Source organism: Streptomyces violaceusniger Tu 4113, from assembly GCF_000147815.2.
Classification (GTDB): Bacteria; Actinomycetota; Actinomycetes; order Streptomycetales; family Streptomycetaceae; genus Streptomyces; species Streptomyces violaceusniger_A.
The window spans coordinates 8,168,640-8,183,485 of record NC_015957.1 but is presented as its reverse complement, the minus strand read 5'-3'; the positions used below and the strand labels follow the sequence as shown (position 1 = coordinate 8,183,485).

Below are 14,846 nucleotides of genomic sequence, written 5' to 3'. Positions count from 1 at the left end.
GAGGGGGCCGGGGCCGACCGAATACGGCACTGCGCCGAGTGGGGGACGGCCGGCTCCGGGGATTGACCCGAATGGCGTTGCGCCGGGTGCCGTGGTCGCGGTCGTCACGCTGGGTCACCGGACGGTACCGGAATCCGGACGGATTACCGGACGTGGAGTGGGGCACAAAGGTGGGGACCGGGTTGTCGCACGGGCAAGCCGGGCGAATCGGGCGGCGTGCCCCGTTGCCGCCCGCCCGGAGTCGATTTATCGTTCCGGAACGATTCGCGCGCAAGATCACAATATGTGAAGGGGCCGCGGCCATGGTGGCGAGAAAGACCGCCGTGCAGAAGAGCACGGCGAAGGCGACGAAGGCCGCGCCCGGCAAGAAGAGCGCCTCGGGCAAGAAGGCCGTCAACAACAAGACCGCGGCGCCCGCCGGAGCCGCCGCGCAAGGCGTCGCCAAGGCGGCCAAGAAGAGCGCCCCGGGGAAGAACTCGGAGACGCCCACCAGGAAGCACGCATCCGCCAAGACGGTCGCGCCGACCGAGGAGGGCGTGGCCGAGGAGGCCGTGGCCGGGGCCACGGCCGGTAAGACCACGGCCAGGAAGGCCGCGCCCGCCGACAAGGCGGTGCCCGCGAAGAAGACGGGAGCCAGGAAAGTGGTTGCGAAGAAGACTCCGGGTGGTGCGCCGACCGACAAGAAGGCCACGACGACCGCACCCCCCTTGCCCAAGGCCCGTGCGGCGGGCGCGCCCGTCGACCCCAGCGAGCTCGCGGTCCGCCCGGGCGAGGACCCCTGGTCCGCCGAGGAGGTGGACGAGGCGCGCGCCGGGCTGCTGACCGAGGCCGGCCGGCTGCGCGCCGAGATCCTCGCCTCCGAGCAGGCGATCACCGGGCTGATGCGCGACTCCGGTGACGGCGCCGGTGACGACCAGGCCGACACCGGCACCAAGAACATCACCCGCGAGCATGAGATGGCCCTGGCCGGAAACGCCCGCGAGATGCTGCTGCAGACCGAGCGGGCCCTGGACCGGCTGGACACCGGCACGTACGGGCTGTGCGAGAACTGCGGCAATGCGATCGGCAAGGCCCGGATGCAGGCGTTCCCCAGGGCCACGCTGTGCGTCGAGTGCAAGCAGCGCCAGGAGCGGCGCTGACGCCCGTACGCATGTGCCGTACCCTCGTCCCTCACAGGGGGAGACTGGCCCGGACGAGTTGAGGGACTCACGTGACAGAGGCGGAGCAGGCCATCGGTACGCCGGACGCGGGGAAGGCAGAGGAGGGTGCCGGGACCAGCGCTGCCGGAGCCGACGAGGCCGCGGCGGGCAGAGGGAAGCGGCGCGTCGGCGTGCTTGTTACGGTCGCGGCGCTGGCCTATCTGATCGATCTGGTCAGCAAGCTGGCCGTGGTCGCGAAGCTGGAGCACCACGCTCCGGTCGAGGTGATCGGCACCTGGCTGCAGTTCGAGGTGATCCGCAACCGGGGGGCGGCCTTCGGCTTCGGCGAGGCCATGACCATCGTCTTCACGGTGATCGCGGTCGGCGTCATCGTGGTGATCGCGCGGCTGGCCCGCAAGCTCCACAGCCTGCCCTGGGCCATCGCGCTCGGTCTGCTGCTCGGCGGGGCCCTCGGCAATCTCACCGACCGGATCTTCCGGGCGCCCGGGGACTTCCAGGGGGCGGTCGTGGACTTCATCGCGCCCTCCCACTTCGCGGTCTTCAACCTCGCCGACTCGGCCATCGTGTGCGGCGGCTTCCTGATCGTGATCCTGTCCTTCCGCGGTCTGGACCCGGACGGCACGGTCCACAAGGATTGACCATGGCCCGGCGGCCGGTATCCGACGGGCGTACGAACCGGTGCTTCCGGTCCGGCATACTCGTCAGGTGAGTACGATTCCCGAGATCCGCACCCTGCCCGTACCGGACGGTCTGGAGGGCGAGCGCGTCGACGCCGCGATCGCCCGCATGTTCGGCTTCTCCCGGACCAAGGCGGCCGAGCTGGCCGCCGCCGGAAAGGTGCAGCTCGACGGCACCGTGGCCGGGAAGTCCGACCGGGTCTCCGGGGGGGCCTGGCTCGAGGTCGAGTTGCCGCAGGCCGCGCCGCCGGTGCGGGTTGTCGCCGAGCCCGTCGAGGGCATGGAGATCGTGCACGACGACGAGGACATCGTGGTCGTCTCCAAGCCGGTCGGCGTCGCCGCCCACCCCAGCCCCGGCTGGACCGGCCCCACCGTGATCGGCGGGCTCGCGGCCGCCGGTTTCCGCGTCTCCACCTCGGGCGCCGCCGAGCGCCAGGGGATCGTGCACCGGCTGGACGTCGGCACCTCCGGGCTCATGGTCGTCGCCAAGTCCGAGCTCGCGTACTCCGTGCTCAAGCAGGCCTTCCGTGAGCGCACTGTGGACAAGCGTTACCACGCGCTGGTCCAGGGCCACCCGGATCCGCTGAGCGGCACCATCGACGCTCCGATCGGGCGCCATCCGCAGCACGACTACAAGTGGGCGGTGACGGCGGACGGCAAGCCGAGCGTCACCCACTACGACCTCATCGAGGCGTTCCGGGCCGCGAGCCTCCTGGACATCAAGCTGGAGACCGGCCGCACCCACCAGATCCGGGTGCATATGGCGGCCCACCGCCACCCCTGCGTCGGCGACCTCACCTACGGCGCGGACCCGACGCTCGCCAAGCGGCTGAAGTTGACCCGGCAGTGGCTGCACGCCATGCGGCTCGGCTTCGAGCACCCCGCGCACGGCGAGTGGGTCGAGTTCGAGAGCGCCTACCCGGACGATCTGCGCGTGGCGCTGGACATCGTGGAGGCCGAGAGCGCGTGATCGAGGTCGTGGCCGACGGGGACCTGTCCGGCTGCTTCGCGGTCCGCCGGGAGGTCTTCGTGGTGGAGCAGCGGATCCCCGAGGAGGAGGAGATGGACGCGTACGACGCGTACGCCGTCCACCTCCTGGCCACCGATGGCGAGGGTCGTCCGGTGGGCACCGCGCGCTTTCTGCATGGCGCCGCCGCGGACAAGAAGTACGCCCACGCCGGTGTCGACGGCGCCACCACCGCCGTTCTCGGCCGCCTCGCGGTGGCCAAGGTCGCGCGGGGCACGGGGCTGGGGGCCGACCTGGTCCGGGCCGTCGAGGCGGAGGCCCACCGGCGCGGCCTGGCCGAGGTCTATCTGGAGTCCCAGACCCATGCGCTCGGCTTCTACGAGCGGCTGGGCTACGAGGCGTTCGGCCCCGAGTTCGACGAGGGCAGCGGCATCCCGCACCGCGCGATGCGACGGCCGCTGTAGCGACCTGCCGACGTCCCGGCCGCCCTTACCGCGTGTGCGGGGCGTCCTTACGGAGCCCGTCCTCGAAGCGGGCGAGACGGTCGTGACTGCCGTGGCGGTCGGGGAGCTCACGGCCCCGCTCGCGCTCCAGCCGTGCCGGCGGGGGCTGGGCGGCCGGGGCGGTGGCGATGCGCGGCAGGGCGTGAGGGTAGGCGTCCCGCAGCCACGTGATCATCTTCTCGCGCACCTCACAGCGCACGGTCCAGGCGTCGTCCGGGTCCCGCGCCGTGATGAGCGCCCGCACCACGATGGTGCTCGGGGTGGTGTCCGTCACCACCAGGTTCCACTCCCGGCCGTCCCAGGCCGGGGACTTCTGCACGATCTCGCGCAGCCGCTCCCGCATCTCCTCGATCGGCGCCGTGTGGTCGAGGTGGAAGAGGACGGTGGCCACCTTCTGGGTGCCGCCCCGCGACCAGTTCTCGAACGGCTTGTTGGTGAAGTACGACACCGGCATGGTGATCCGGCGCTCGTCCCAGGTCCGTACGGACAGAAAGGTCAGCGTGATCTCCTCGACCGTGCCCCACTCGCCGTCCACGACCACCGTGTCGCCGATCCGCACCATGTCGCCGAAGGCGATCTGCAGCCCCGCGAAGAGGTTTCCCAGCGTGGACTGGGCGGCGACACCGGCGACCACACCGAGGATCCCGGCGGAGGCCAGCATGGAGGTGCCGACCGTGCGCATCGCCGGGAAGGTCAGCAGCATGGCGGAGACCGCCACCACGCCGACGATCGCGGCCACCACCCGCTGGATCAGCGTCACCTGGGTGCGCACCCGGCGCACCCGCGCGGCGTCGTGCGCGCTGGAGGCGTAACGGAAGTAGGAGGACTCCACGACGGCCGACGAGACCCGCACCAGCAGCCACGCCGTCGCCGCGATCAGCACCAGCGCGAGCAGCCGGCCGATCGCCGACTCATGCTCCTGGACGACCCTCGCCTGCGTCTTGTCGTACGAACCGCTCAGCAGCGCCGTGCACACGGTCACCTGCAGCGGAAGCCGGCAGCGGCGCAGATGGCCCCACAAGGGGGTCTCGGGATGCCGGGCATCGACCCTCCGCAGCAGCCAGTCGACGGCCCAGCCGATGAACAGCGTGATGGCCAGTGAGCCGCCGATGACGACGAGCGGACGCAGCACGTCCTCCATGGACACCTACCTCATCCTTCCCTCAGGGAGACTCCGGGGTGTCCTGTCCCGCCTTCCCCGGATCCGGTGTCCTCAGACCGGGACTGGCACGATGGGAGAGGGCGATCCACGGAAAGGAAAGTGACAGCGGTGGCCGATACCTCGACGATTGTTCTGTTCCACTCCGCGTACGGGCTGCGGCCCGCCGTACAGGAGGCGGCCGACCGACTGCGCGCGGCCGGGCATGAGGTGGTCGTGCCGGACCTGTACGAGGGGCAGACCGCCGAAACCGTCGAGGACGGCATGGTGATCAAGGAGCGGATCGGCCGCGACGAGCTGCTGAAACGGGCCATCACCGCCGCCGCGCCGTATTCGGACCGCGGGCTGGTCTACGCCGGTTTCTCGCTCGGCGGCGCGTTGGCTCAGAACCTGGCGGTGGCCGACGACAAGGCGCGCGGACTGCTTCTGCTGCACGGCACCTCGGACATCGCCGACGACACCACGGTCGATGAGCTGCCGGTGCAGCTCCATGTGGCCGACCCCGACCCGTTCGAGCCACACGACTGGCTCAACGCCTGGTATCTGCGGATGCGGCGGGCCGGCGCCGATGTGGAGGTCTTCCGCTACGCCGGGGCGGGGCACATCTTCACCGACCCCGAGCTGCCGGACTACGACAAGGAGGCCGCCGAGGCCACCTGGCGGGTGACGCTCGGCTTCCTGGCCGGCCTCTGAGCCCGTGAACCGGCTGTGAACGGCCGGGTCAGCGCACGGGTGCGTCGGCGCGCTCGACCCGCTGGCTGCCCGCCTGGGTGCGGTACGACCGCGCCCAGGCGGTCGTGGCGTTGCGATCGGTCTTGTCGGAGACGGTGTAGTAGTCCATCTGGGCCCGCTGGGGAGTGACGTCGAGCACGCCGTAGCCGTGCGAGTCCATGTCCACCCACTTCACATGGCGGTTGGCGACCCTGATCGCGGCCGCCGCGGCCAAGGACACCGTGTGCGGTGCCACATGGAGCAGATCGTCGAGGTTGTCCGAGGTCACCGAGGTGACCACGAACTCGGTCGCGGCCGACCGGGAGAGCGGATAGGTGGCGGCCTTCACCGGTACGTCGTTGGCCCACGCCATATGGATGTCACCGGTGAGGAAGACCGTGTTGCCGATCGCGTGGTCGGTGAGGTGGGCGAGCACCTCGCGCCGGTCGTCTGTATAGCCGTCCCACTGGTCGGTGTTGATGGCCAGGCCGCCCTTGGGCAGCCCCAGCAGTTCGGCGAGCGGGCCCAGCAGCTCGGCGGGGAGGGCCCCGAAGGCGACCGGTGAGATCATTACCGAGTTGCCCACCAGCCGCCAGGTGGTGTCCGAGGCGGTCAGGCCCGACTTCAGCCAGTCGAGCTGGGCGCGGCCGGTCAGGGTGCGCTCCGGGTCGTCCACGTCGCCGCTGCCGGTGGCCGCCTGCTGGGAGCGGAACGAGCGCAGATCGAGCAGATGGAGATCGGCGAGGGTGCCGTAGCGCAGCCGCCGGTAGGTGGTGCCCTGCGTGGAGGGGCGCACCGGCATCCACTCGAAGTACGCCTGCTTGGCGGCGGCCACCCGCTGGGCCCATGCCCCCTCGGTGCCGGGCGTGTGGTTCTCCGCCCCGCCGGACCAGGCGTCGTTGGCGAACTCGTGGTCGTCCCATATCGCGATCAGGGGGAGCGCGGCGTGCAGCGCCTGGGCGTCGGGGTCGGTCTTGTAGTTCCCGTGCCGGACGCGGTAGTCGGCGAGCGTGACGATCTCGTGGGTGGGGGCGTGCGGGCGGACGACGCCCTTCGCCTCCGGGTATTCGCCGCTCTTGTACTCGTAGATGTAGTCACCGAGATGGAGTACCGCGTCCAGGTCGGTACGGGCCGCCAGATGGCGGTACGGGGAGAACCAGCCCGCCTCCCAGTTGGCGCAGGAGACCACGCCGAAGCGGACCCCGTCGGCCGCGGCGTCGTGCGCGGGGGTGGTGCGGGTGCGCCCCACGGGGGAGCGGACGCCGCCGTCCACGCCGAAGCGGTAGAAGTAGTCGGTGGCGGGCCGCAGCCCGCGCACATCGGCCTTGACGGTGTGGTCGGTGCCGGCGGCGGCCTTGACGGTGCCGCGGGCGACGACCGAGCGGAAGTCCCGGTCCTCGGCGACCTCCCAGGTCACCTCGATGGCCGGGCCGAGCCCCGAACCGGGTACGGCGTCGGGGGCGGGCGTGATACGGGTCCACAGCAGGATCCCGTCGGGCAGCGGGTCACCCGAGGCGATGCCGTGCAGAAAGGCGGGCCCGGAGCCGGCGTGCGCGGCGGGTCCGGAGACGAGGGGCAGCAGGGCGGCGGCAGCCGCCGCGGCCGTGACGGCGCTGCGGCGCGAGATGTGGAGGTCGGTCACGGCCGAGGACATTACTGACAAGTAGCGGGCGGGGACAGGGGGCTTGGGGGATGTTCGCCCACCCGTCGCCGCCAGGTCACCCCCGTCGTGGGCGTGAGGTCACCACCGCGGCTGCCGGGTCACCGCTGCTGCTGCCGTCGTCGCCGGGCCACAACGCCGTCGGCGGGCGCGCCCCGGGGGCACGCCCGCCGACTCGGCCGGGAAGGGCCGGACGCTACTTCTTGAGGCCCTGCTTGACGAGCGGGGTGAACTGGTCCGGAGTCATCGGCGGGTTTTCGCCCACCTGCAGCTTCTTCCCGTTCAGCTTGAAGGTCGGGGTGGCGTTGACGTCCTTGGTGTCGTTGAACGACTTCGACATGGCCAGCGCCCACCGGTCGTAGGTGCCGTTCTTCACGGCCTTCTCGAAGGCCGTGTTGCCCTTCAGCTCCTTGACCTGCTGGGCGACGTCGATCAGCTTCTGGTCGTTCGCGAAGGCGTCATCGGTCTCCTGGGGGTGGTTCTTCGGCGCGTACAGCGCCTCCTTGTAGTCCAGGAACGCCTGCGGGCTGACGTTGAGGGCCGCGCCGAGCGCGCTCAGCGCGTTCTTCGAGCCGGCGCCGGGCATCTGCTTGTTGTCGTCGAGGAAGGTGCCCATGGTGAACTGCGCCTTGTAGGTGCCGTCCTTGATGTCCTTGAGCACGGTCGGCCCGGTGAACTTCTCGAACTGGGCACAGACCGGGCAGCGCATGTCCTCGTAGACGTGCAGGGTGTTCTTGGCCTTCTTGTCGCCGATGACGACCGTCGTGCCCTGGGAGCCGGTGGCGTTGGCGGGCTTCGCGAACGACTTCTTCCCGGCCGCCGCCCGCCACTTCTGGTTGGCGTCGTCCGACGAGTCCATGTTGGTGACGGCGTAGCCGATGCCGCCGGCTATCGCGAGGACCGCGACGACCGCGCCGCCGACGAAGAGCTGGCGCCGCGTCCGGTCCTTCTTGGCCTGGCGCTCACGCTCGGCGCGCAGCCGTTCGCGCGCGGCCTGCTTGTTCTGCTGGTTGTTGCGATTGCTCATGATGGATCGATCTCCGTGGGTGTGCGTCGTCGGTAAGGCGTACGGGGGTGTGGATCGCTGTGCTCAGGCAGCGGCCGAGCAGGGCGGTCCACGACGCACCACGGAGTGCACGAGGAGGGGGAGCGCCGGCGCCGGGCGGACCGGCCGTACGGTCCGCGGGGCCGGGCGACGACGGGGCCGCAGGGCCGCGGCATGGACCGCGACGGCCAGCAGCAGCGGCCGGAAGGCGAAGGCGGCCAGGGAGGCCAGCAGACGGCTCAGGGCGGCCTCGCCGCGCCGCAGCCAGGCCGAGGCGAGCAGACCCACCGCGACATGCGCGGCGAGCAGCAGCCAGGGGGTGGCGGAGCTCACGGCGGCCGCCAGCGGGGTGCCCACGCCGTTCTGGGAGATCCCGGGCAGCGGATTGCCGAGATCGCCGCCGCCGCACAGCACGGTGACCCCCATGGAGCGCAGGGAGCCCGCCACGGGGCCGCCGGACTGGCCGTAACACGCCTGCTGGCCGGTGGTGAAGATCGTGTCGGCGGCCAGCTCCAGCGGGATCAGCAGGGCGGCTATGGACCAGAAGCCCCGCTCCCGGCCCGCGAGGGCGTAGGCGGCGGCGAAGACGGCCACCGAGAGCGCGGCGACGGTGCCCAGCGGCAGCGGGGTCCGCGACAGCAGGACATGCGAAGCCGAGGACAGCGTGACGCACAGCGCCGTGAAGAGCGCCGCGCGCACTGCCCTGAGCTGCGGTCCGGTGCCGTCCATGACTTCGAATTCTGCCATGAACGGCTGTAGGGGCCAGGTGAAGAATCGGCCCCGGCGGCCGGCTAACCGCCCTTGACCTGCTTGTTCACCGCTTCCGTGAACTCCGTCGCGGTCATCGGGGTGGAGCCGCCGCTGCCGGTCAACTGGGAGCCGTCGAGCTTGACGGCGGGGGTGCTGTTCACCCCGGAGGAGCCGAAGTCGGTGATCATCTCCTTCGCCCAGGGGACGTAGGTGCCCTCGCGCACAGCCTCTCGGAAGGAGTCGTTCCGCTCAAGTGCGGGCACCTCCTGGGAGACGGTCAGCAGCTGGTTGTCGTCGCCGTAGAAGTCCTCGTTCTCCTCGGGGTGGTTCTTCGGCGACATCAGGGCGGCCTTGTAGTCGAGGAAGGCGTCGGTGCTCACGTCCAGCGCCGCCCCGAGGGCACTCAGGGCGCTCGTGGAGCCGCTGCCGCCCATGTTCTTGTCGACGATGGCGGCGAAGTGGAACGAGACCTTGTACTTACCGGCCTCGATGTCCTTGGCGATGGTGGGCCCGACCTCCTGCTCGAAGGTGGCGCACGGTGGGCAGCGGACGTCCGCGTAGACGTCGAGGGTGTGCCCGGCACCGGCCTCGCCGATCACCACGGTGGTGCCGCTCGGACCGGAGCTGTGGGCGGGCAGGACGAGCTTCTGCGAGCCCCCTGAGCCGCCCGCCCCGCCCGGGTCCTCCGAGCCGTCCGAACCGCTGGAGCCTGCCGGGCCCTGGACGACATCGTCCACGGAACCGGCCCTGGAGCCCTTGTCGTCATCCGTGATCATGAGAACGCCCGCGACCACTGCGGCGGCCACCGTCACCGCCACCACGGCCGTGAGCCCGGCCTTGCGCCGCGGGTCCGCCGGGGCGGCAGCGCCACCCCAGGGCCCGCCGCCCGGGCCGGGCGGCGGGGGAGCGGGCGGGAAGCCCGGGGGCTGGGCCGGAGGCGGCGGATGACCCGGCTGCGGGTGCTCCGGCTGCTGGTACGGGTTCTGCTGCGGGTTCTGCTCGCCCCCCGGCGGCTGCTGTCCAGGCCACATGACCGGTAACGATAAGGGGGCGAGCAGACGGCGGCCATGGCCGGGGCGGCGATCAGAGCCCGGGGATGCGGCCGTTGCGGAAGAGGTCCACGAAGATCTGGTGGTCGGCCCGGGCGCGGGCACCGTAAGAGTGCGCGAAGTCCACCAGGAGGCCGGCGAAGCCGTCCTCGTCGGCGGCGATCACCGCGTCGATGGCGCGCTCGGTGGAGAACGGCACCAGCGAGTGGCCGCTCTGGTCGTCGGCGGCCGCGTGCATGGTGGCCGTGGCCCGCCCCAGGTCGGCCACGACCGCCGCGATCTCGGCCGGGTCGTCGATGTCGGACCAGTCGAGGTCCACCGCGTACGGCGACACCTCGGCGACCAGCTGCCCCGCCCCGTCCAGCTCGGTCCAGCCCAGCCACGGGTCGGCGTGGGCCTGCAGCGCGCGCTGGGAGATCACCGTGCGGTGGCCCTCGTGGTGGAAGTACGACCGCACCTGCTCATCGGTGATGTGCCGGGAGACCGCCGGGGTCTGCCCCTGCTTCATGTAGATCACCACATCGTTCTCCAGGGCGTCGCTGTTGCCCTCCAGAAGGATGTTGTACGAGGGGAGCCCGGCGCTGCCGATGCCGATGCCCCGGCGGCCCACGACGTCCTTGACGCGGTAGGAGTCCGGGCGCGAGAGACTGGACTCGGGGAGCGTCTCCAGATAGCCGTCGAAGGCGGCCAGGACCTTGTAGCGGGTGGCCGCGTCCAGCTCGATGGACCCGCCGCCGGCCGTGAAGCGGCGCTCGAAGTCGCGGATCTCGGTCATCGAGTCCAGCAGCCCGAAGCGGGTCAGCGAGCGGGCGTCACGCAGCGCGTCCAGCAGCGGACCCTCGGCGGTCTCCAGGGTGAAGGGCGGCACCTCGTCGTTCTTGGCGCCGGTGGCCAGGGCGTGAACGCGCTCGCGGTAGGCGCCGGCGTACGTCCGCACCAGCTCGGTGATCTTCTCGTCGCTGAGCGCCTTGGTGTAGCCGATGAGCGCCACGGAGGCGGCGAAACGCTTCAGGTCCCAGGTGAAGGGGCCGACGTACGCCTCGTCGAAGTCGTTCACATTGAAGATCAGCCGGCCGTTGGCGTCCATGTAGGTGCCGAAGTTCTCGGCGTGGAGGTCGCCGTGGATCCACACCCGGCCGGTGCGGTCGTCCAGGTACGGCCCGCCGGCGCGCTCCCGCTCCACATCGGAATAGAACAGACAGGCGGTGCCGCGGTAGAACGCGAACGCCGAGGCGGCCATCTTCCGGAACTTGACGCGGAAGGCGGCCGGGTCGGCGGCGAGCAGCTCGCCGAAGGCGGTGTCGAATACGGCGAGGATGTGCTCGCCGCGCTGTTCCGCCTGGGTCTGCTGGTTCGACATCGCGGAACGCCTCCTGGGGCATGAGGGATGTGATCGGTGTGGCAGATACGACAGGGTATGTTCCGTCGCGCCGGGGGCGCGGGAAGACCGGATGACCCGTCGGGATCAACGCCTGAGGCTACTCGTGAGTGCCCGGCTCGTGTCAGTGCGGAGGGGTAACCTTCGGAGCTGTCTCGCCCTGCCGTCATCGATTGTTCGCCGGAGGTCTTCCACCGTGACCAAGCCGCCCTTCACGCACCTGCATGTCCATACCCAGTACTCGCTGCTGGACGGTGCGGCGCGGCTCAAGGACATGTTCAACGCGTGCAACGAGATGGGCATGACCCACATCGCCATGACCGACCATGGCAACCTCCACGGCGCGTACGACTTCTACCAGCAGGCGACGGGCGCCGGGGTCACGCCGATCATCGGGATCGAGGCGTATGTGGCGCCCGAGTCGCGGCGCTACAAGCGGCGTGTCCAGTGGGGCCAGCCGCATCAGAAGCGCGATGACGTCTCCGGTTCCGGTGGTTACACCCACAAGACGATCTGGGCGGCGGACAAGACCGGTCTGCACAACCTCTTCCGGCTCTCCTCCGACGCCTATATGGAGGGCTACTTCGTCAAGTGGCCCCGGATGGACAAGGAGACCATCGCCCAGTGGTCCGAAGGGCTGATCGCCTCCACCGGCTGTCCCTCGGGCGAACTGCAGACCCGGCTGCGGCTCGGCCAGTTCGACGAGGCCGTGAAGGCCGCCTCCGAGTACCAGGACATCTTCGGCAAGGACCGCTATTTCCTGGAGCTGATGGACCACGGCATCGAGATCGAGCGCCGGGTCCGGGACGGGCTGCTGGAGGTCGGCAAGAAGCTGGGCATCCCTCCGCTGGTCACCAATGACTCGCATTACACCTACTCCCGCGAGTCCGTGGCCCATGACGCGCTGCTGTGCGTCCAGACCGGCAAGAACCTCTCCGACCCCGACCGCTTCCGCTTCGACGGCACCGGCTATTACCTGAAGTCCACCGACGAGATGTACGCCATCGACTCCTCGGACGCCTGGCAGGAGGGCTGCCGCAACACCCTGCTGGTCGCCGAGCAGATCGACGCCACCGGCTGGTTCGAAAAGCGCGACCTGATGCCGCGGTTCGACGTCCCCGAGGGGTACACCGAGGTCACCTGGTTCCAGGAGGAGGTCCGCAAGGGGATGGCCCGCCGCTTCCCCGGCGGCGTCCCCGAGGACCGTCAGAAGCTCGCCGAGTACGAGATGGACGTCATCATCCAGATGGGGTTCCCGGGCTACTTCCTCGTGGTCGCCGACTTCATCATGTGGGCGAAGAACAACGGCATCGCGGTCGGTCCCGGCCGAGGCTCCGCGGCCGGTTCGATCGTCTCGTACGCGATGGGCATCACCGACCTCGACCCGGTCGAGCACGGGCTGATCTTCGAGCGGTTCCTCAACCCCGAGCGTGTGTCCATGCCCGATGTCGACATCGACTTCGACGAGCGTCGGCGCGGTGAGGTCATCCGGTACGTCACCGAGAAATACGGCCACGACAAGGTCGCCCAGATCGGCACCTACGGCACCATCAAGGCCAAGAACGCCATCAAGGACTCGGCCCGCGTGCTCGGCTATCCGTACGCGATGGGCGACCGCATCACCAAGGCCATGCCCGCCGACGTCCTCGGCAAGGGCATCCCGCTCTCCGGCATCACCGATGAGAAGCACCCCCGCTACAGCGAGGCGGGCGAGGTGCGCGGGATGTATGAGAACGAGCCGGATGTGAAGAAGGTCATCGACACCGCGCGCGGTATCGAGGGCCTGGTGCGCCAGATGGGTGTGCACGCCGCCGGCGTGATCATGTCGAGCGAGACGGTGACCGACCATGTCCCGGTCTTCTCACCGAAGAACGACGGCCAGGTCGTGACCCAGTGGGACTACCCCACCTGTGAGTCGCTCGGCCTGCTGAAGATGGACTTCCTGGGCCTGCGCAACCTCACCATCATGGACGACGCCGTCAAGATGGTGCGCGCCAACAAGGGCATCGACCTGAAGATGCTCGATCTGTCCCTGGACGACCCCAAGACCTTCGAACTGCTCTGCCGCGGTGACACCCTCGGCGTCTTCCAGTTCGACGGCGGCCCCATGCGCTCCCTGCTGCGCATGATGAAGCCCGACAACTTCGAGGACATTTCCGCCGTCTCGGCCCTCTACCGGCCGGGCCCGATGGGCATGAACTCGCATATCAACTACGCGCTGCGGAAGAACGGGCAGCAGGAGATCACCCCGATCCACCCCGAGCTGGAGGAGCCGCTCAAGGAGGTCCTGGGCATCACCCACGGCCTCATCGTGTACCAGGAGCAGGTGCAGAAGGCCGCCCAGGTGCTCGCCGGCTATTCGCTCGGCCAGGCCGACCTGCTCCGCCGGGCGATGGGCAAGAAGAAGCAGGAGGTCCTGGACAAGGAGTTCGTGCCCTTCCAGAAGGGCATGCGCGACCGGGACTACTCCGACCAGGCCATCCAGGCGGTGTGGGACGTCCTGGTCCCGTTCGCCGGATACGCGTTCAACAAGGCGCACTCCTCCGCGTACGGCCTGGTCACGTACTGGACCGCGTACCTCAAGGCCAACTACCCCGCCGAGTACATGGCGGCGCTGCTCACCTCGGTGCGTGACGACAAGGACAAGTCGGCGGTCTATCTGAACGAGTGCCGTCGTATGGGCATCAAGGTGCTGCCGCCGAACGTCAATGAGTCCGAGGCCAACTTCACCGCTCAGGGTGATGATGTGATCCTCTTCGGTCTCACGGCGGTCCGGAACGTCGGTCAGAACGTGGTGGAAGCGATCATCCGCGGCCGTAAGGCCAAGGGGAAGTACGCCTCGTTCCCGGACTACCTGGACAAGGTCGAGGCGGTGGTGTGCAACAAGCGCACCACGGAATCGCTGATCAAGGCGGGCGCGTTCGACGAGATGGGCCACACCCGTAAGGGGCTCACGGCGCACTACGAGGCGCTGATCGACAATGTGGTCGCGGTCAAGCGCAAGGAGGCCGAGGGGCAGTTCGACCTCTTCGGCGGCATGGCCGGTGACGGCGGGGACGGCGAGGGGCCGGGCTTCGGCCTCGACGTCGAGTTCTCGGACGTCGAATGGGAGAAGACCTATCTGCTGGCCCAGGAGCGGGAGATGCTGGGCCTGTATGTCTCCGATCACCCGCTGTTCGGCATCGAGCATGTGCTGAACGAGAAGGCGGACGCGGCGATCTCCGCGCTCACCGGGGGTGAGCACGCGGACGGCGCGATCGTCACCATCGGCGGCATCATCTCCGGTCTGCAGCGCAAGATGACCAAACAGGGCAACGCCTGGGCCATCGCGACCGTGGAGGACCTGGCCGGCTCCATCGAGTGCATGTTCTTCCCGGCCACCTATCAGCTCGTCTCCACCCAGCTCGTCGAGGACGCGGTCGTCTTCGTCAAGGGCCGCCTCGACAAGCGCGAGGACGTGCCCCGGCTGGTCGCCATGGAGCTGATGGTCCCCGATCTCTCCGAGGCATCGGCCAACGCGCCCGTGACGATCACCATTCCCACGGTCAAGGTCACCCCGCCGCTGGTCGAGAAGCTGGGTGAGGTGCTCACCCACCACCGCGGCGCCACCGAGGTGCGGATCAAGCTCCAGGGGGCGCGGAAGACCACCGTGCTGCGGCTCGACCGGCACCGCGTCACCGCCGACCCGGCGCTCTTCGGCGATCTCAAGGTGCTGTTGGGGGCGTCCTGCCTGGCCGGGTGATTGCCCGGCGTCCTTGACGTCGGCGCGAGCGCACCAGGGGCGCGC

12 protein-coding genes are annotated in these 14,846 nt (G+C 69.7%); 6 read left to right on the top strand and 6 right to left on the bottom strand.

Annotated features, from left to right (window positions below):
* Nucleotides 1-302: 302 nt before the first annotated feature.
* The 4 genes from STRVI_RS33450 to STRVI_RS33435 all read left to right on the top strand — a co-directional run bounded on the left by STRVI_RS33450 (nt 303) and on the right by STRVI_RS33435 (nt 3,268).
* Nucleotides 303-1,139, top strand: a complete 837-nt coding sequence (locus STRVI_RS33450; protein WP_014059998.1) for a TraR/DksA family transcriptional regulator — start codon at nt 303-305, stop codon at nt 1,137-1,139.
* A 71-nt stretch (nt 1,140-1,210) separates the two neighbouring features.
* Nucleotides 1,211-1,798, top strand: coding sequence for a signal peptidase II (lspA, locus tag STRVI_RS33445; RefSeq protein WP_014059997.1), 588 nt, complete (start codon nt 1,211-1,213; stop codon nt 1,796-1,798).
* A 67-nt stretch (nt 1,799-1,865) separates the two neighbouring features.
* Complete coding sequence (locus tag STRVI_RS33440) at nt 1,866-2,807, top strand: RluA family pseudouridine synthase (protein ID WP_043236938.1); 942 nt, start codon at nt 1,866-1,868, stop codon at nt 2,805-2,807.
* Nucleotides 2,804-3,268 carry a GNAT family N-acetyltransferase gene (locus tag STRVI_RS33435; protein ID WP_014059995.1) on the top strand — a complete coding sequence of 155 codons (465 nt, stop codon included), beginning with the start codon at nt 2,804-2,806 and terminating at the stop codon, nt 3,266-3,268. The genes STRVI_RS33440 and STRVI_RS33435 overlap by 4 nt, the downstream gene beginning before the upstream one ends.
* Before the next feature lie 25 nt (nt 3,269-3,293).
* Here the strand turns inward: STRVI_RS33435 and STRVI_RS33430 are convergent, their stop codons facing one another.
* The gene (locus STRVI_RS33430; protein ID WP_014059994.1) at nt 3,294-4,448 is read right to left on the bottom strand and encodes a mechanosensitive ion channel family protein; all 1,155 of its coding nucleotides are present in this window, start codon (nt 4,446-4,448) and stop codon (nt 3,294-3,296) included.
* A gap of 120 nt (nt 4,449-4,568) precedes the next feature.
* On the opposite strand from STRVI_RS33430, the gene STRVI_RS33425 reads away from it, so the two are divergent.
* The gene (locus STRVI_RS33425; RefSeq protein ID WP_014059993.1) at nt 4,569-5,159 is read left to right on the top strand and encodes a dienelactone hydrolase family protein; all 591 of its coding nucleotides are present in this window, start codon (nt 4,569-4,571) and stop codon (nt 5,157-5,159) included.
* Between the two features lie 28 nt (nt 5,160-5,187).
* Here the strand turns inward: STRVI_RS33425 and STRVI_RS33420 are convergent, their stop codons facing one another.
* The 5 genes from STRVI_RS33420 to STRVI_RS33400 form a co-directional block, all read right to left on the bottom strand.
* Nucleotides 5,188-6,831 (bottom strand): alkaline phosphatase D family protein, encoded by a 1,644-nt coding sequence (locus tag STRVI_RS33420; protein WP_014059992.1) that lies wholly within the window; start codon nt 6,829-6,831, stop codon nt 5,188-5,190.
* A gap of 202 nt (nt 6,832-7,033) precedes the next feature.
* Nucleotides 7,034-7,864: a thioredoxin domain-containing protein gene (locus tag STRVI_RS33415; RefSeq protein ID WP_014059991.1), complete on the bottom strand. Its 831-nt coding sequence runs from the start codon at nt 7,862-7,864 to the stop codon at nt 7,034-7,036.
* 63 nt (nt 7,865-7,927) lie between these two features.
* Nucleotides 7,928-8,611 (bottom strand): hypothetical protein, encoded by a 684-nt coding sequence (locus tag STRVI_RS33410; protein ID WP_043236937.1) that lies wholly within the window; start codon nt 8,609-8,611, stop codon nt 7,928-7,930.
* 62 nt (nt 8,612-8,673) lie between these two features.
* Nucleotides 8,674-9,663 carry a thioredoxin domain-containing protein gene (locus STRVI_RS33405; RefSeq protein ID WP_014059989.1) on the bottom strand — a complete coding sequence of 330 codons (990 nt, stop codon included), beginning with the start codon at nt 9,661-9,663 and terminating at the stop codon, nt 8,674-8,676.
* Between the two features lie 52 nt (nt 9,664-9,715).
* A complete protein-coding gene (locus STRVI_RS33400) occupies nt 9,716-11,041 on the bottom strand; it encodes a DUF2252 domain-containing protein (RefSeq protein WP_014059988.1) in 1,326 nt (441 codons plus the stop codon).
* A gap of 214 nt (nt 11,042-11,255) precedes the next feature.
* On the opposite strand from STRVI_RS33400, the gene dnaE reads away from it, so the two are divergent.
* The gene (gene dnaE, locus STRVI_RS33395; RefSeq protein WP_014059987.1) at nt 11,256-14,801 is read left to right on the top strand and encodes a DNA polymerase III subunit alpha; all 3,546 of its coding nucleotides are present in this window, start codon (nt 11,256-11,258) and stop codon (nt 14,799-14,801) included.
* Nucleotides 14,802-14,846 lie beyond the last annotated feature (45 nt).

Bases quoted from the DNA above. Each gene is read 5' to 3' on its own strand.
- STRVI_RS33400 (WP_014059988.1), bottom strand. From the start codon at position 11,041: ATGTCGAACCAGCAGACCCAGGCGGAACAGCGCGGCGAGCACATCCTC.
- STRVI_RS33405 (WP_014059989.1), bottom strand. From the start codon at position 9,663: ATGTGGCCTGGACAGCAGCCGCCGGGGGGCGAGCAGAACCCGCAGCAG.
- STRVI_RS33450 (WP_014059998.1), top strand. From the start codon at position 303: ATGGTGGCGAGAAAGACCGCCGTGCAGAAGAGCACGGCGAAGGCGACG.
- STRVI_RS33410 (WP_043236937.1), bottom strand. From the start codon at position 8,611: ATGGACGGCACCGGACCGCAGCTCAGGGCAGTGCGCGCGGCGCTCTTC.
- STRVI_RS33415 (WP_014059991.1), bottom strand. From the start codon at position 7,864: ATGAGCAATCGCAACAACCAGCAGAACAAGCAGGCCGCGCGCGAACGG.
- STRVI_RS33420 (WP_014059992.1), bottom strand. From the start codon at position 6,831: ATGTCCTCGGCCGTGACCGACCTCCACATCTCGCGCCGCAGCGCCGTC.
- STRVI_RS33430 (WP_014059994.1), bottom strand. From the start codon at position 4,448: ATGGAGGACGTGCTGCGTCCGCTCGTCGTCATCGGCGGCTCACTGGCC.